We start from the raw sequence: 16,599 nt of genomic DNA on the forward strand, positions 1-16,599 counted from the left end.
TGAGTGGTGGTCAGGCCCCTTTATTGATAATCCACAAAAATTTAGTCAATGTACTAAGACTAGCAATCAATGTATAAGTAATAGCCTCTTTTACGGTTTCTCGGACAATATTGATGTTAGTTGGCTATTCGCGCGTTTCAACCGATGATCAAAATCTTGATTTACAACGGGATGCTCTTCATGCCTGTGGCTGTGAAAAATTCTTTGAAGACACCTTAAGCGGTGCCAAAGCTGATCGCCCAGGTTTAAAGGAAGCACTCAAACAACTCCGTGATGGAGATACTCTCGTTGTCTGGCGGCTTGATCGTCTTGGGCGAACTCTCAAAGACCTTATCATTCGTGCAGAAGAGCTCCGTGAACGCGGGATTGGTCTCAAAAGCTTGCAAGAATCAATTGATACCAATTCAAGCGGCGGTGAACTGGTATTTCATATGTTTGGCGCTCTTGCCCAATTTGAGCGAGCGCTGATCAGAGAACGCACGCACGCAGGTTTACAGGCAGCCCGGGCAAGAGGTCGAATGGGTGGTCGTCCAAAATTGCTGGCGACCAAGCAACGCCAACATGCCGTCAGTCTCTACAAATCCCGAGACCACACTGTCAAAGAGATATGTGAGCTAATGGGGATATCCAAACAAACGCTTTACACCTATGTCGAGGAATTTTCCGATGGGCCGTAAAGGAACCCTTCTGCCAGCGGAAACTTTATTGTCTCTACGAGCCAAGCTGGCGTCTTTGCCATTAAGATCTCCGCAGCGTCAAGAAGAGGTTACTCGAATTGCAAAGTTATTTGATGTTAGTTCTGTAACAGTTTATCGAGCGCTCAAGGCATTGAATCAACCAAAAGGACTAAGTCGATCTGATAGAGGGCATACGAGAAAAATAGATGAGGCTGACAAACTACGGTACTGCGAGATTATCGCTGCCTTAAAGATTAGGACAAGTAATAAACAGGGACGTCATATCTCGACAGGCAGGGCTATTGAAATACTGGAAAAATTTGGGGTAGAAACACCAACTGGACATATTAAGACTGAGAAAGGGCTCTTAACGAAATCAACTGTAAATCGTTGGATGAGTGAACTTGGTTATGACCATGCCAGAATGGTCCGTGCTCCTGCAGCTGTCAGGTTTGAAGCCAAACAATCCAATGAACTCTGGCAGTTCGATATTAGTTATTCTGATCTCAAACATATCAAGCAACCTGAGTGGATTAATCCCGACAAAGGACAACCAACCCTTCTACTATTCAGCGTCGTTGATGACCGGAGTGGTGTCGCCTATCAGGAATATCACTGTGTATATGGCGAAGATGCTGAGACAGCATTACTGTTTTTGTACAATGCCATGGCCCCAAAGGAAGACACGCCGTTTCAAGGCATTCCAAAAATGATCTACATGGATAATGGTCCCGTTGCAAAGAGCCTTGTTTTCCAGAACATGATGGAGCGGTTGGGCGTTGACTGGAAAACGCATCTACCGGCTGGATCTGACGGACGACGAACAACGGCCCGCTCAAAAGGCAAGGTTGAGCGTCCGTTCAGGACAGTCAAGGAAGCCCACGAAACTTTATATCATTTTCACAAGCCGGAAACCGAGGCAGAGGCCAACCTCTGGCTTGTGAATTATATCAAGAGATATAATGAAAAGGATCATCGCCGGGAACCTCACAGCAGGATTGAAGACTGGCTTTCAAATTTACCAAAAACCGGGATCCGGGAAATGTGTTCCTGGCAACGTTATTGTGTGTTTGCCAGGGAGCCGGAACACCGGAAGGTTGGGATTGATGCTCACATAACAATAAGAGGTACTTCCTATGAAGTGGACCCTGGCCTTTCAGGAGAAGAGGTTACTCTCTGGTGGGGGCTTTTTGATCATGAGCTCTATGTTGAATGGGAAGAGAAGCATTATGGTCCCTACCGACCGTCAGGAGGTCCAATACCTCTCCATCGTTACAGAAAGCACGCCCGCTCTGCCCGGGACAAACGAGCAAACACTGTCGCCTCTCTCGCTGAAAATATAACGATCCCGAGAGCTGCCCTTAGTGGATTACAGCTGGAAACCCTGCCTGCTGAGATTATCCAGTTTCCTAAAATCACATTTCAGGATCCGGATCCGTGGGGGGAGATTACGTTCTCCAATACACTTAGTGCTCGTAGAGGGATTGCGGATCAACTCGGAAAGCCACTTGCTGAATTGTCGCCAGAAGACCTCACATTCATTACAGATCTTTTAGAGAATACTTTAGACAAGAAAACGATTAAAGACCTTGTTTATAAGAGGTTTATCCGCAGAGCAAAGGGAGACTAAAATTGTTAACGGCTCAGGTTATGGAACGCTTTAGTATTATCCAGGACTGGTCTCTGGCCGGATATTACGAGACATCTCGGTTAAAACAGCTACAGGATGATATTCGGGTAGCTTTACTTTCCGGGAAATTAATATCCGTCACCGGGCCAATTGGAACGGGTAAGACGACGATGATCAACAGGTTACGAAAAGAGATCAAAACAGATAAGAAAATTATCGTTGCCCGAAGCCTGTCCGTTGAAAGAAATCGTGTTACTCTCCCCTCTCTTTTAACAGCACTTTTCCTTGATGTTTCAGGTAAACTGGATTTTAAAATTCCAGGACCTGAAAATAGGGAACGAGTACTGCTGGAACTGATCTGCAAAAGAAAAAAGCCGGTTGTTCTCTTTATTGATGAAGCTCACGACCTTCATGGGAACACACTTAACGGTTTGAAACGGCTCATGGAAATTTTGAATGAAGAACCAGCCGTTTTCTCGATCGTGCTGGTTGGCCATCCCAGACTACAAAACAATCTAAAGCGTCCGACTATGGAAGAGATCGGCAATCGGACTATCAAATTTGACTTTAGTGGTATTGGAGATGAGAGGCCTCAGTTTTTGGACTGGTTACTCGAACAATGCCTCACTAAAGAGACAAAGCTCGATCAGGTTATCTCTGAAGACGCACGGGAATTTATGGCTGAACATCTGGCAACACCTCTCCAGTTCAGCGAACACCTGAACAGGTCTTTTATAAATGCTTTCAGAGTTGGTGAGCCAACGGTGACAAAAGAAATTGTTGAAGAAATAATTTCACCAGGATTTCAGGACCTTGATGCCAGGCTTGCAAGAATGGGCTACACGCCAAAGGATTTGGCAGTACAATTTGAAACGAGTCTTCCTATTATGAGGGCATTTCTCAAAAGTAAGTTGGGCCCTGAAAGAACAGACGAGCTTGCTTCTGAGATGCGCAATGCTGGCTTGCCTGTATAACTACATTTGAGGCAATAATTATAGTTTCACTTAAAGTGGGCCGAACTTTATGATTTCAAGCTCAGTTTCATTTAATTCGGGTTCATTATCACTTAATTCGAGCCGAGACTAATTTATAGTTTCATTTAATTCGGGTCCAAATTTCCGATGATTTCAAGCCCAAGCCCGGATGATTTCAGGCCCTTACAGGTAGCATCATGATCAAGGCAGACAAGTGAAAGAGAGGCATAGGGGTAATTTTCTTCAATACCCTCTACATGTCCCCCGGGTGCATTGGCCTCCTTTAGATTGGGTTTAAGTTCTGTCGCAAGGTAAGCTTTTGTTGCCCACCGCATTAAGTTTCGGGCATTACCCGCTTCGCTTAAATGAGGGGCATGTTTGATTTTTGTCATTTCAGGAACCTTACGTACTTTTAATTATCGCGATGTTTATGTCAGCTTCATTTATGCGAAGACGAGTGTAAAGTCTGTAGGTTGTCGCAGGTGATGAAATTTTTGCTTTATTACCGACGAAATGAACTAATTTTTAGTGTAATATAAAATAATTATAGATTTTCCTAAATTTTATACTGGTAATTGACAACCTATTATTGATATTAACCATATTGAAGAATATGCTTTGAGTGGACACAGGATCTGTTTTCATGAGTTTGATCAAAATGTGATGATCTGTATGGGTGAAAATTAGCATCTAAAGTTCAATATTTCCTGAGCGGAAATATGGCATTAAAAAATTACAATAAGCGGTGCGCCGAAAGGCGTACCGCTTATTTTTTTTAGGGAGAGAACCTTGACGCAAAAGGGGGTTGTTCGTTGGTTTAGTAGCCAAAAGGGCTACGGCTTTATCACACCGCATGTCGGTGGTGAAGATGCCTTCGTTCATTTTACTGCTGTACAAAAATCAGGTTTGGAGGGGCTCGTTGAAGGCCAGCAGGTCGAGTACGAGTTGGTTGAAAGCAGAAAAGGACGCCTGACGGCAGATAATCTCAGGTTGGTAGTCGGGTGAGCGAAAAGAAACTTCGCGGTTTGTAGATGGTTGTACTTTCCTGTTAACGGTGAAGGAGCGATAAAGTTTCACACTGTCCTGGGGGAAACGGGACTGCAATCGATGGCAACTAATATACATTTCCAATAAGCAATAAGAGCAGTTAATTGTAAAAGCCACTGCCTACAGATAATTCATCTTATGATGTATATTACAACGTTGTCATATATCACTTTTGATATATTGAGCGAAAAGACGCCCCTGTTTTAACATTCATTCCTCAAAGTAGAATGTTCAATCAATGTGAAATACCGGTCTCCAAAATTTGAAGACCGGTATTTTTTGGCCAAAATAACTTATTCACTCACCAGGTACGCCTTGAGACGTGGAGTACTGGAAGTGCAATTCGTGATCTGGGAATACGAGGGGATGAATGGCGTGGGCGGCCATAGCGGCTTCGGAAAAGCCACAGAGAATGAGTTTAAGTTTGTTTTCGTAAGTGGCGACATCGCCGATGGCAAAAATGCCCGGCTTTTGGGTTTCGCATGTGGCCGGGTTAACAACAACGTGGCTGCGTTCAAGTTCAAATCCCCAGTCAGCCATCGGGCCAAGATCTGTTGCGAGGCCATAGAAGGGAAGCAGTATATCTGCCTCTAATGACCGTTCGTTGCCTTTGAGGTCCTTGACGATGACAGCATCCAGTTTTCCATCAGTACCTTCTAGGCCATGAAGTTGATAAGGCACCACCATTTCAATCTTGCCCATCTCAGCCAGTGCTCGCATCCGGGCAACGGATTCTGGGGCGGCACGAAATTTGTCGCGTCTATGAACAACGTAAACTTTTTTGGCCACTTCAGGTAAAGACATGGCCCAGTCGACGGCGCTGTCGCCGCCGCCGGCAATAACGACTGTTTTGTCACGGAAGGATTCTCTGCGCTTTACTAGGTAGAAGACCGAGCTTCCTTCGAAGTTTTCAAGACCTTCTAAAGGAGGGCGATTGGGGCCGAAAGCACCTGCCCCAGCTGCGATAATGACAGCTTTGCAATCAATCGCGGTACCTTTGCTTGTCGTTACCGTCCAGCCATTATCACTTGATTCTTCAAGGCCCGAGACCTGTTGGTCGAGATGATACACCGGATCAAAAGGCGCTGCTTGTTGCTCTAAATGCTCAATAAGTTCTGCAGCAGCTACAGTTGGGAAGCCCGGAATATCATAGATCGGTTTTTCCGGGTAGAGCGCTGTGCATTGACCGCCAGTAGCCTCCAGTGCGTCAATAACGTGTGTTTTCATCCCCAACATACCACATTGGAAAACAGCAAACAGTCCTGTAGGGCCTGCCCCGATGATGACAACATCTGTCTGATGGCTGCTTTTCGTCACTAAGATTATTCCTTTGCCGGGCAGTTTTAGACAAATCGACCTGTTTACTGGTGTCGGTCGACTTGAAATATCAGCCCGGTTTGTTGGTTTCAATAGGTGCGCATCTCAGTCGGCATTGTATTTGAGCTTTGAGGTGTTTCAATAGCAGAAAAACGGCGGAATTGTACTTTTATGTGGAATATTCGATCATTTAAGAGGGAATGCAGGCCTAAAACGTTGCTTAGTTAAGGGTGAGGCACTTAAATTCTTCTGTGTGTGGCTATACCCCATAAGTGCCCATTCAGGAACAAAATGCTGCCATAGTCACTCTCCACATTGCTTATTGTGACAGGATACTTACTATTTAATTCGCTAAAGCGAAACAAGGGAGCCGCCCCGGACAAAGGCACGGACCCTGAACTTAAAATGAGGAATGGCATGGAAGGCAATATTGTACTGGTTGATGACGACCGAAATATTTTAACGTCGGTTTCAATCGCTCTGGAGTCTGAAGGCTTTAAGGTGCGGACATATACGGATGGCTCTGAAGCCTTGCGTGGTATGTCATCGAACCCTGCTGACCTTGCCGTACTGGATATTAAAATGCCGCGTATGGACGGTATGGAGCTGCTTCGTCGGATTAGAGATAACAACGCGATCCCGGTGATTTTTCTGACGTCAAAGGATGATGAGATTGACGAAGTCCTTGGACTTCGTATGGGCGCTGACGACTATATTACAAAGCCGTTTTCTCAAAGATTACTTGTTGAGAGAATCAGGGCTCTATTGCGTCGTGAAAAAGCTAATCAGGATGCCAGCGAGGGCAAGGAAGGCGAAAAACCAATCCAACGTGGAGATATGATGTTGGATGCGTCTCGGCACCTCTGCACCTGGAAGGGCAAACACGTAAATCTTACCGTAACAGAGTTCTTGATTTTGAAGGCCTTAGCGCAACGCCCGGGTCACGTGAAAAACCGCGACCAGTTGATGGATGCTGCCTATGGTGACGCGGTTTATGTGGATGACCGGACAATTGATAGTCACATCAAGAGGCTTCGCAAAAAATTCAAAGAAACGGATGATGACTTTGGCCAAATAGAGACACTGTATGGAGTTGGTTACCGTTATAGAGAGTAAACATAGGATCAAGAGTTTATCGGGAAAATATACCCGAAAAGTATGGAAACCTTACCGGAGGGCTCTTGATGGATACTATTGAACGCGTTGTTTTTGTTGTGGGGATGAGCCTCGTCATTATAGGTCTCGTGGTGTTGTTTGAGGATGCACAAGGGCACCCAAACAAGTATCCAGTTCAACAAAGTACTGCTCTATTAACTGTGCCAACCGATTCCAGGCTATTAGGTCCTGAACTGCCTGACTATGACATTATTCTCTTTAATCGCGGGGGGGAGGGTATAGATCAGTTGGATCGTTCTTTGAGCCAAAGGCAGGAAAAAGCGATTCGGCTTGGATTATCTCATAGCGAAAGTAGTGAATACTGCGATTTACAGGGCAAAAGACCCGATCTCGTCTTTTGGGGCCAACGGGGGGATCAGGAACATCCCGATAGCCTATCCGTTTACTCGAAAGAAAGATTGTTATATCTGGGAAACTATCTTGAAGCTTGGAAGGTTCAAGCACAGGGTGGACTTCTTGTTTGTTATCGTTTGACTGAGCAGACTACAAAGCTGTTGAGGTCACTGTAAGGGACTGAGAAACAATGGCCAATCATATTGGGGGATATCTTGGCTGAGCAAAGCCAAAAGCAACAAGCTGAGATCGCTCAAACGGTCAAAAAGCATCGAAAAGGACGCAAGCGTGGCTGGCGGTCCTCCCTTACACATAAAATTTTGTTGATCAACAGCCTGGTTCTTCTGATCCCGGTCGTTGGACTGATGCACCTTGAGCAATACCGCCTTAGTCTTATCGCCACTGAACTGGATGCTTTATCGATACAGGGGCGGGCTTTTTCTTTGAGCCTGGGATCAACAGCAGTGGTGGCAAGTCAGGTAGGAGATGAAAAGCTTGTCCCAGAACTCACCCGGAGTTTGATGCGGGCGATGTTGAACGATATTGGTGTCCGCGCCCGAATTTTCTCAACTAGTGGGGAGATGTTGGCCGATAGCCTTTACCTTGCAGGAGTAGGTGGTCCGGTCGAAGTCGGAGAACTGCCGGTACCTGGCGGGGGCGGTATGATGGATCGGATCATCAGGTTTTATGAAGATATTATCAATTGGCTTCCCGGCCATGATGACTGGCCGCTCTATAGAGAAGCGCAGAACCAAAGCGCAGAAGATTACACCGAAGTTTTGATTGCCTTGAACGGTGAACCCGCAGGGATGGTCAGAACAGACACATCCGGTCGCCTGGTCTTATCCATGGCTGTTCCCGTGCAACGGTATCGTCAAGTCCTCGGTGCCTTGATGCTATCTAAGGACGCCGAAGTTGTTTCGAAAGCGGTACAAGATCGCCGAAGAGATATCTTGGCAGTCTGTGGATTGGCGCTTGGTGTTACTGTGTTACTTTCACTTTACCTCGCGGGTATTATTGGTCGCCCGCTTAGGCGTCTTGCTAACGCTGCAGATTATGTTCGCTACGGCAAGGGCAGGCAGTATGAAATTCCGGATTTTACCCACCGGCGCGATGAGATCGGTGATTTGTCGGGAGCCCTAAGGGCCATGACAGAAGCTCTTTGGTCTCGTATGGATGCGATTGAGGGCTTTGCTGCGGATGTTGCCCACGAGATTAAAAATCCCCTGACATCCCTGCGTTCAGCTGTGGAGACGGTTGCAAGGGTAAGCGACCCGGATCAGCAAAAGCAATTGTTGTCTATTATCCTTGATGATGTGCAAAGACTGGATCGATTGATCAGTGATATTTCAGATGCCTCGCGCCTGGATGCCGAACTTTCACGTGCGGACATGGAAGAGGTCGATGTTGCGAAATTATTAGAGGCGCTGGTCGAAATACAACGTGTGAACGAAGATGGCCCAACCTTTGAAGTCATTGTTGATGATGAGAAAGATTATCTTATCCCGGGATTAGAAGGTCGCCTTGGACAAGTCCTCCGGAACCTTATGGCAAATGCGCAAACCTTTAGTCCTGAGAGTGGGAAAATTACCCTCAAGGCTCAGAGACAGGAAGATCGTGTCGTTATCACCGTCGATGATGAAGGTCCGGGTATTTTGCCTGGGAAGCTGGATGCCATTTTTGACCGTTTTTATACAGAGCGTCCGCAAGATGAAAAGTTTGGTACTCATTCCGGATTAGGATTGAGTATTTCCAAGCAGATTATTGAGGCGCATAATGGAACCATCAAAGCTGAAAACCAGAAGAGTCCTGAAGGAGACATTCTTGGCGCCCGGTTTGTAATATCTCTTCCCACAGGGCAAGGATAGATGTCAGACACCTTACTAATGCATTGTACGAGTATCGCCTTTCAAAAAGAAGGTTGGTTGAGTGTTGCTTTGCTACGGGGAGATCCTGGGAGCGGTAAATCAGATCTTGCCTTGCGCGCGATCGATCTGGGGCGAGCAGAATTGGTATCTGATGATCAGACTCTTTTAACCCGACATGGTCGAGACATTCTGGCATCCCCACCGCCGTCCATCGCCGGAAAGCTTGAAGTAAGGGGCCTTGGCTTAGTTACCTTTTCCTGCTGTTCAGATGTGCCCGTAGGGCTCGTAGTTGACCTGATCCCTCGCGACCAAGTTGAACGGCTCCCAAATCCCGAGTTTGAAGAAATTCTTGGCGTATCCATTCCAAAATTAAAGCTACACAGTTTCGATATGTCGGCTGTCGCAAAGCTGTTACTTGCCATAACGCGTCCAGAAGGCGATATAGTTAGATAACTTATACCAACGGTTCTTAATCTTGACCCATCCAGACGTATTTTCAAGGTTTTCGGCCAGGAGTATAGACTGCTGCGATGCGGAGTATCTCAAGGTCTGTACGACGCTGCCCGTAAACCTTGAAAATATGCCGTTTCGGTCGCGTATTCGTCCCTCCGACGGGCGTCAAAAAGCTTTGACGATACACCGTATCGCCTACAACTTTCTTCCTACTCGGGGGGACGAATACGCGATCTGGATGAGCTAAGATTAAGAACCGTTGGTATTATTGTTCTTTTGAACTGTTATCGGGAAACAAGGCCGCCATTTATGCCAGAGAATAAGTCCAATAATTTATCAAATCCTCTCAGGGTCGTTTTTGTTACAGGGATGTCGGGTGCAGGACGTTCCACTGCAATGAAGGTGCTGGAGGACCATGGATTTGAGGCGATTGACAATTTGCCACTGGACCTTCTTGATGTCGTGATTGGTGAAAAACCACGTCGTCGACCTCTTGCCGTAGGTATCGATATCCGGTCGCGTAATTTCTCCGCCCCTCCCCTTCTTGAACACATAGCTGAACTAAATAACCGTCCCGAGCTTGATGTCTCACTCGTTTTCTTGGACTGCTCAGTTGATGTTCTTGAAAGGCGATTTAAAGAAACCCGACGACGCCACCCTCTTGCCGAAGACCGTCCACTAAAAGATGGTATCCTAGCCGAGCGAAGACTTGTTGCACCGCTTCAAGCCAGAGCGGATTATGCAATTGATAGTTCGGATACAACATCAGCCGATTTTCGGCAAAATCTAACAGGTTTATTGGGGTTGGAAGAAAGCGGGGTCATGACCATTCAGGTTATGTCATTCTCCTATCGTTTTGGTGTGCCAAGGGAAGCCGATTTGATGTTTGACGTCCGTTTCTTGCGCAATCCGCACTATGATCCGAACTTAAGGTGCCTTTCCGGCCGCGATAAAGAAGTGGCTGATTATATTGGTGAAGACTCCGGCTTTGAGGGCTTTGTAACCAATCTAAAGAATCTGATTCTTCCTCTTCTTCCAAGGTACCAACAAGAGGGGAAAAATTACTTGACGATTGCAATCGGATGTACCGGGGGTCGGCACCGTTCGGTCGCTTTAACAGAATGGCTGGCCAAGCTGTTAGAGACAAAGTGGCCGCATATTATTACAACCCATAGAGATATGAACAAGGAGCCTGACCGTTATAAATAGGTCGATTTCCTTTTTAAACTCTCTATTGGTGATGCGACTCTGTAAAAAATGTTCCAACAATGGGCTTCGCCTTGTAAGGAACCCAGGAATGCTGGTAGTTTTCCCTTAACAAAAGGAAAGCGCCTGCGGAAAGGGAAGGCATGATAGGGATGGTTCTGGTTACTCACGGTAACCTGGCGATCGAATTCGTTTCGGCATTGGAACATGTCGTTGGCGAACAAAGTCACATTGCAACAGTATGTATTGGTCCTGAAGACGATATGGAGCAAAGACGCAAGGAAATCATCGCTTCTGTTAAGGAAGTAGAGGATGGAGAGGGCGTGGTTATTTTGACTGACATGTTTGGGGGAACACCCTCTAACTTGGCGATCTCCATAATGGACCAGGCAAATGTTGAAGTTGTCGCTGGGGTTAATCTTCCGCTACTGATCAAGCTGGCTGGATTACGTGGGTGTAACCCAATGAAAAAAGCCGTTCTTGAAGCACAAGAAGCTGGACGAAAGTACATACACGTCGCTTCAGAATTGCTTTGAGATTAATAGGTAACCTAAAAATAGGTACAAGAGCCGCGAAAAGTAGGCGGGGGATATCAGTTGCTCACCAAGACAGTTACGATTTTAAATAAAAGAGGGCTACACGCTCGAGCATCTGCAAAGTTCGTTAAGCTAGCAGAATCTTTTGAAGCAGAGATAACCGTCCGTAAGGATGATACCGCCGTTTCTGGTTGTTCAATCATGGGGTTGATGATGCTTGCCGCAGCGACAGGCAGTGAAGTTGAATTAACGGCGGTAGGGCCTGCTGCTGATAATGCAATGTTGGCTTTAGAAGAGCTCGTCGCCAATAAATTTGATGAAGATTAAGCTTTCTTGATTGCCGAGATTTCAGGTCGCATGGCCAAACATATGGCAAGATAAAGTCTAAATTAGAGTAGGAAACGCCGTGACGAAAAAGTTAGGCGAAAGAATTTTTGAGGGACTTGCTGTCTCACCAGGGGTTGTGATTGGGCCAGCTTATCTAAGCGAGTCCAGTGATATTCAAATCCTTGAGTACCGCGTGCCTACTTCTAAGGTATCAAGTGAACTGGTTCGTCTCGGCGACGCTGTTGAAAAGGCTCAAAATCAGGTTTTAAAGCTACACGGACAATCTCAGGATTTTCATGGTGCTGCCGGTGAAGAGCTAGGCTATCTACTTGATGCTCATTTGCAGATGCTTAAAAGTTCCAGCCTGATTGGGGGAATTGAGGCGCGAATAAAAACGGGCCAAAAGAATGCTGAAGCAGCCGTTATGGCTGAAGTCGGACAAATTGCTCGTAAATTTGCGTCAATGGAAGATCCCTATCTGCGAACTAAATCGCAAGAGGTTCGCGAAGTTGGTCATAGGATTGTTCGCAACCTGACAAAAACGGTTACGGATTCCTATTCTGGGCTTACACGCAATTCAGTAATTTTGTCAGAAGAGATCACGCCTGCTGACACAGCCATGATGGATCCCACACAAATTGGGGGGTTTGCAACGGTGCTCGGTGGCCCTGAAGGGCATACGGCTATTATGGCGCGCTCCCTTGGATTGCCGGCTGTATTGGGCGTTCCAGGCCTGCTTGCGAGTGTGGAGACGGGCGAAACCATTATTGTTGATGGGACGAATGGTCGGGTTATCGTTAATCCCAGTGACGCCAGGATTAAAGACTATAAACTTCGTCAGAAAGATATTGAACGCGAAGTTCGAGCCCTGGCCCAACTCCGTGATATCGCTGCCGTTACAAAAGATGATCAACGTGTGGGATTGCAAGCTAACGTAGAGCTGCCTCGCGAAACAGGGCAAGCGGTGGCCAATGGTGCCGAAGGTGTTGGTTTGCTTCGTACCGAGTTTCTTTTCATGAACCGGGAAGAGCTTCCGACAGAGCAAGAGCAATATGAAGCCCTGGCTGAAATAATCGACGGGATGTCTGGTCGCCCTGTCACGGTTCGGACCCTTGATGCCGGTGGGGAAAAGCTTGTTTCTGCCTTGGGAACATCGCCAACTGATTCTCAAAACCCGGCTCTGGGGCTGCGGGCGATTAGACTTTCTCTGAAACATCGGGACCTGCTGCAAACTCAGTTGCGCGCGATTTTGCGGGCGAGTGCACATGGTCCGCTACGTATTCTGTTGCCCATGGTTACGACCCCGGGTGAGGTGAGAGAAGTTCGTAAGGTATTAACAGAGGTTGCCACGGGATTAAAAAAGCAGGACGTACGGATCGCAGACCCTTTACCGCCGTTGGGCATCATGATCGAAGTTCCAGGTGCAGCTTTGGCGGCAGATGGTTTGGCGAAAGTGGCTGATTTTTTTGCCATAGGAACCAACGATTTGACGATGTACACCCTGGCGATCGACCGGGCAGAAGAACAGGTTGCCTATCTGTATAATCCACTGCATCCCGCTGTCCTGAAGCTGATATCCATAACGGTAGAAGCCGCTAGGCGCGCTCATATTCCGGTGTCTGTCTGTGGAGAGGTCGCGGGTGACGTCAATTACTTACCGCTTCTCTTAGGTTTGGGTGTTCGGGATCTTTCCATGAGCTCCAATGCACTTCCGCGGGTTAAAAATCGTATTCTGAAACTGAATATGGAAGAAGTGGCAAGGCGTGCAGAAGCGATCATGACCCAGTCTGACCCGAGCAGAATTGCGACCATGCTTGAGGACTATAATGAACGTTATGCCAGCTAGGATATGGCATAACGCTCTTAAGTGAATTCTGGCGTGAGCGGAACTTTTACAAACACCCCAAATTCTTTGGTGAAATCACAGCTTACACTGGCATGAACGGCGCCTTGTTTGTCATAGAAGCGTGACTTTTCAGAGAGGGGTGTGATGGCTTCGTGCCAAATACCTGGATGAATGCAAATGCCAAAGCTGCCATCACAGTAAAAAGCGACCCAATCCTCCGGTTTCATGTCATCACCTGTTTTTGCCAAGGCTGCAATAAATGGCTTGTTATCAAGCGGGTAGAACAGTTGAGCCCCATCGGGGTGATAATTGGCGTGCCAGATTAGAAGCTGAGAACGGTCTGGGTTTTGAGTGTCTTTTGAAGCTTTCCCGGGCAATTCAGACCAACCAAGAATGTAGCGATCATTTACGGCCATATTCTCACCAAACAGGATATCGCCTTCCCACCAAAACTCAAAAATACCCTCTAGGTGTCCGCCTTCATCACCCGTACCTTTATCTATCGGACGCCATCCCTGTGCGGGCCACTGTGTTATTTCAACAGGGTGGTTCATGTAATCTGTAACAATGGTGCCAAATCCCTCCAGGTTTTCTTTGGTTGCCTTTACCAAAGGGATCTCGAAAAGAGGGAGATCATCCGGAACAGGAGGGTTCATATAGTCGAAGCTTTTTCTTTCAGGTTTCTTCATTTCTTGTGTGCTAGACGGGCTCATTGGTCGTTCCTGCTTATCAGTAATTTATTTGCAGCTTGCATAAATCAAATTATAAAAACAAATTAAATTCAGTGCTGATTAAATTAAAAAAAATTAACGGGACGCATTGCCCCGTTGTCAGGAGAATTTATGAGACATAGTCAGCTTCGGGCTTTTGATGCTGTTGCGAGAGAGGGGAGTTTCTCAAGGGCGGCATTATTGCTCAACCTGACACCCCCAGCGGTAACGATTCAGGTTAAAACTCTTGAAGAAACCTATGGACTTACGTTGTTTAAACGCAGTGGAGGCAAGGCAACTTTGACAGCCGACGGCCAGGATTTATACGATAAAACCCGGCGGTTCTTTATTGAAGAAGAAGAGATCCGTGACCACTTGTCGGCTTCTTCTGCCCTTGATGTCGGCCATTTGAAAATCTCTGCAGATGGGCCTCATGTTGCTCTGAATATTATTTCTCTATTTCGGACAAATTACCCAGGCATCAAGTTATCGGTCAGCCTTGGCAACGCAGAATCTGTCCGAGAGGATGTCCTGGCTCAACGGGCTGATGTGGGGATAACTGCGAATTGTCGTGGTGATGATAGGCTTGTAATCGATGAACTTTCAGTACAGTCCATGGTCGCTTTGGTTCACAAAGATCATCCTTTGTCGGGGGAACTTGAAATTGGCCTCAGTGAATTGAAAGACGAACAGCTGATTTTAAGAGAAAGAGGCTCTAACACTCGCCGCGTCTTAGATAAGGAAATGAAGCAGCTTGGTCTCGGATACGGAAATGTTCTCGAGCTTGGTAGTCGTGAAGCTGTCCGTGAAGCTGTCGCTGTGGGCTTGGGAATTGGTTTTTTATTTGAGCACGAGATTCTTGGCGATGATCGAACCCGGGCTATCTTTCTTAAAGAATTGCGCGATAGTAACCGGGATATGGTTGTCTGCCTGAAAAGCCAATTAAAAAGGCGGGCCGTGGAAGCTTTTGTTGCAATCGCACGTACTTAGAAAAAAATCTGTCATAATGTTGAGAGATCCACACTTCTTTGGTCTCTATATCACTCGGGCTTTTGAGTGGAAAATTGTTGCCATTTGATCAGAAGGCTGTTATTTATCGCGTCAAATTAACACATAAAGATTTCTTTATGTCACATGACTCGATTTGGAAAGCCACGTAAATGACTGAATTTACAGATTACAAAGTTGCGGATATGTCTCTGGCAGACTGGGGACGCAAGGAAATCACTATTGCTGAAACCGAAATGCCTGGCCTTATGGCTTTGCGTGAAGAGTTCGGCGCAAGCAAGCCACTTGCGGGTGCACGGATCGTTGGTTGTCTCCACATGACAATTCAGACCGCTGTTCTGATTGAAACTCTTATCGATTTGGGTGCCTCAATTCGTTGGTCTTCATGCAACATCTTTTCTACTCAGGATCAGGCTGCTGCTGCTATGGCTGCTGCGGGCATTCCTATTTTCGCTTGGAAAGGCGAAACTGAAGAAGAATTTATCTGGTGCATCGAACAGACTGTAGAAGGTCCTGACGGTTGGAAGCCTAACCTGATTCTTGATGACGGTGGTGATCTTACTGTTCTTATCCACGAGAACCACCCTGAACTCCTCGAAGATATTCGCGGCCTATCAGAAGAAACGACAACTGGTGTTCACCGTCTTTACGAGATGGCGAAAAAAGGAACTCTTAAAGTTCCTGCAATCAACGTGAACGATTCAGTGACCAAGTCCAAGTTCGATAATCTATACGGTTGTCGTGAATCCCTGGTCGACGGTATCAAGCGCGCAACCGACGTAATGGTCGCGGGTAAAGTTGCCGTTGTTGGTGGTTTTGGTGACGTTGGTAAAGGTTCTGCTGCTTCCCTTCGTACTCAGGGTGCACGTGTTCTTATTACTGAAATCGATCCAATCTGTGCATTGCAGGCCGCTATGGAAGGTTACGAAGTAACAACCATGGAAGATGCAGCGCCACTCGGTGATATCTTCGTTACAACAACTGGTAATAAAGACATCATTACCATCGATCACATGCGCGCAATGAAAGATCGTGCGATCGTTTGTAACATCGGTCACTTTGATTCAGAAATTCAGATCGCCGCACTTCGTAACTTCCCTTGGCACAATGTTAAGGATCAGGTTGATGAAGTTGAATTCCCTGATGGCAAGCGTTTGATCATCCTGGCTGAAGGCCGTTTGGTAAACCTAGGCTGTGCAACGGGTCACCCAAGCTTTGTGATGTCAGCTTCTTTCACGAACCAGGTTCTTGCTCAGATCGAACTTTGGGAAAATTCAGCTAACTACAAAAACGAAGTTTACGTTCTTCCGAAGTCTTTGGATGAAAAAGTAGCGATGCTTCACCTTGAAAAACTTGGTGTTAAATTGACCAAGCTTAGCAAAGAGCAAGCAGAATATATTGATGTTCCTGTTGATGGACCTTTCAAGCAAGATCATTACCGTTACTAAGATATGTTCTGGGGTTTTAGCCTCCAGTAACTGACGATTGCGG

Annotated in this window: 17 protein-coding genes; 14 read left to right on the plus strand and 3 right to left on the minus strand. The window is 46.5% G+C overall.

Annotated elements, in window-relative coordinates; all coding sequences use genetic code 11:
• Positions 1-113 precede the first annotated feature (113 nt).
• The 3 genes from ACOGW3_RS12385 to ACOGW3_RS12395 are packed head-to-tail and all read left to right on the plus strand — an operon-like array spanning position 114 to position 3,281.
• The gene (locus ACOGW3_RS12385; protein ID WP_419901194.1) at positions 114-677 is read left to right on the plus strand and encodes a recombinase family protein; all 564 of its coding nucleotides are present in this window, start codon (positions 114-116) and stop codon (positions 675-677) included.
• Positions 678-687: 10 nt separating this feature from the next.
• Positions 688-2,307 (plus strand): IS481 family transposase, encoded by a 1,620-nt coding sequence (locus tag ACOGW3_RS12390; protein WP_419902480.1) that lies wholly within the window; start codon positions 688-690, stop codon positions 2,305-2,307.
• Positions 2,308-2,309: 2 nt separating this feature from the next.
• Positions 2,310-3,281, plus strand: a complete 972-nt coding sequence (locus ACOGW3_RS12395) for an AAA family ATPase (RefSeq protein WP_419901193.1) — start codon at positions 2,310-2,312, stop codon at positions 3,279-3,281.
• 125 nt (positions 3,282-3,406) lie between these two features.
• On the opposite strand, the gene ACOGW3_RS12400 is transcribed toward ACOGW3_RS12395, so the two are convergent.
• Positions 3,407-3,673: a hypothetical protein gene (locus ACOGW3_RS12400; protein ID WP_419903254.1), complete on the minus strand. Its 267-nt coding sequence runs from the start codon at positions 3,671-3,673 to the stop codon at positions 3,407-3,409.
• 397 nt (positions 3,674-4,070) lie between these two features.
• Between ACOGW3_RS12400 and ACOGW3_RS12405 the strand changes: the two genes are divergently transcribed.
• Positions 4,071-4,286, plus strand: a complete 216-nt coding sequence (locus tag ACOGW3_RS12405; RefSeq protein WP_419903255.1) for a cold-shock protein — start codon at positions 4,071-4,073, stop codon at positions 4,284-4,286.
• Positions 4,287-4,625: 339 nt separating this feature from the next.
• Here ACOGW3_RS12405 and ACOGW3_RS12410 read toward each other — a convergent pair whose 3' ends face one another.
• Positions 4,626-5,645 (minus strand): NAD(P)/FAD-dependent oxidoreductase, encoded by a 1,020-nt coding sequence (locus ACOGW3_RS12410; RefSeq protein ID WP_419903256.1) that lies wholly within the window; start codon positions 5,643-5,645, stop codon positions 4,626-4,628.
• A gap of 417 nt (positions 5,646-6,062) precedes the next feature.
• Between ACOGW3_RS12410 and ACOGW3_RS12415 the strand changes: the two genes are divergently transcribed.
• The 8 genes from ACOGW3_RS12415 (at position 6,063) to ptsP (ending at position 13,390) form a co-directional block, all read left to right on the plus strand.
• Positions 6,063-6,761: a response regulator transcription factor gene (locus ACOGW3_RS12415; protein WP_419903257.1), complete on the plus strand. Its 699-nt coding sequence runs from the start codon at positions 6,063-6,065 to the stop codon at positions 6,759-6,761.
• Positions 6,762-6,829: 68 nt separating this feature from the next.
• Complete coding sequence (locus ACOGW3_RS12420; protein ID WP_419903258.1) at positions 6,830-7,330, plus strand: hypothetical protein; 501 nt, start codon at positions 6,830-6,832, stop codon at positions 7,328-7,330.
• Positions 7,331-7,369: 39 nt separating this feature from the next.
• Positions 7,370-9,022 carry a stimulus-sensing domain-containing protein gene (locus ACOGW3_RS12425; protein ID WP_419903259.1) on the plus strand — a complete coding sequence of 551 codons (1,653 nt, stop codon included), beginning with the start codon at positions 7,370-7,372 and terminating at the stop codon, positions 9,020-9,022.
• Positions 9,023-9,475, plus strand: a complete 453-nt coding sequence (locus tag ACOGW3_RS12430; protein WP_419903260.1) for an HPr kinase/phosphorylase — start codon at positions 9,023-9,025, stop codon at positions 9,473-9,475.
• 309 nt (positions 9,476-9,784) lie between these two features.
• The gene (gene rapZ, locus ACOGW3_RS12435) at positions 9,785-10,684 is read left to right on the plus strand and encodes an RNase adapter RapZ (RefSeq protein WP_419903261.1); all 900 of its coding nucleotides are present in this window, start codon (positions 9,785-9,787) and stop codon (positions 10,682-10,684) included.
• A 140-nt stretch (positions 10,685-10,824) separates the two neighbouring features.
• A complete protein-coding gene (locus tag ACOGW3_RS12440; protein WP_419903262.1) occupies positions 10,825-11,217 on the plus strand; it encodes a PTS sugar transporter subunit IIA in 393 nt (130 codons plus the stop codon).
• Between the two features lie 60 nt (positions 11,218-11,277).
• On the plus strand, positions 11,278-11,544 hold the full coding sequence (locus ACOGW3_RS12445) for an HPr family phosphocarrier protein (RefSeq protein ID WP_419903263.1): 267 nt from the start codon (positions 11,278-11,280) through the stop codon (positions 11,542-11,544).
• Positions 11,545-11,623: 79 nt separating this feature from the next.
• Positions 11,624-13,390 carry a phosphoenolpyruvate--protein phosphotransferase gene (gene ptsP / locus ACOGW3_RS12450; protein ID WP_419903264.1) on the plus strand — a complete coding sequence of 589 codons (1,767 nt, stop codon included), beginning with the start codon at positions 11,624-11,626 and terminating at the stop codon, positions 13,388-13,390.
• 17 nt (positions 13,391-13,407) lie between these two features.
• Here ptsP and ACOGW3_RS12455 read toward each other — a convergent pair whose 3' ends face one another.
• Positions 13,408-14,103, minus strand: coding sequence for an ureidoglycolate lyase (locus tag ACOGW3_RS12455; protein WP_419903265.1), 696 nt, complete (start codon positions 14,101-14,103; stop codon positions 13,408-13,410).
• A gap of 129 nt (positions 14,104-14,232) precedes the next feature.
• On the opposite strand from ACOGW3_RS12455, the gene ACOGW3_RS12460 reads away from it, so the two are divergent.
• Positions 14,233-15,090 carry a LysR substrate-binding domain-containing protein gene (locus ACOGW3_RS12460; protein ID WP_419903266.1) on the plus strand — a complete coding sequence of 286 codons (858 nt, stop codon included), beginning with the start codon at positions 14,233-14,235 and terminating at the stop codon, positions 15,088-15,090.
• A gap of 170 nt (positions 15,091-15,260) precedes the next feature.
• Positions 15,261-16,556 (plus strand): adenosylhomocysteinase, encoded by a 1,296-nt coding sequence (gene ahcY / locus ACOGW3_RS12465; RefSeq protein WP_419903267.1) that lies wholly within the window; start codon positions 15,261-15,263, stop codon positions 16,554-16,556.
• The last annotated feature ends 43 nt before the right edge of the window (positions 16,557-16,599 follow it).

The organism is Kiloniella sp. (genome assembly GCF_965205715.1).
Classification (GTDB): Bacteria; Pseudomonadota; Alphaproteobacteria; order Kiloniellales; family Kiloniellaceae; genus Kiloniella.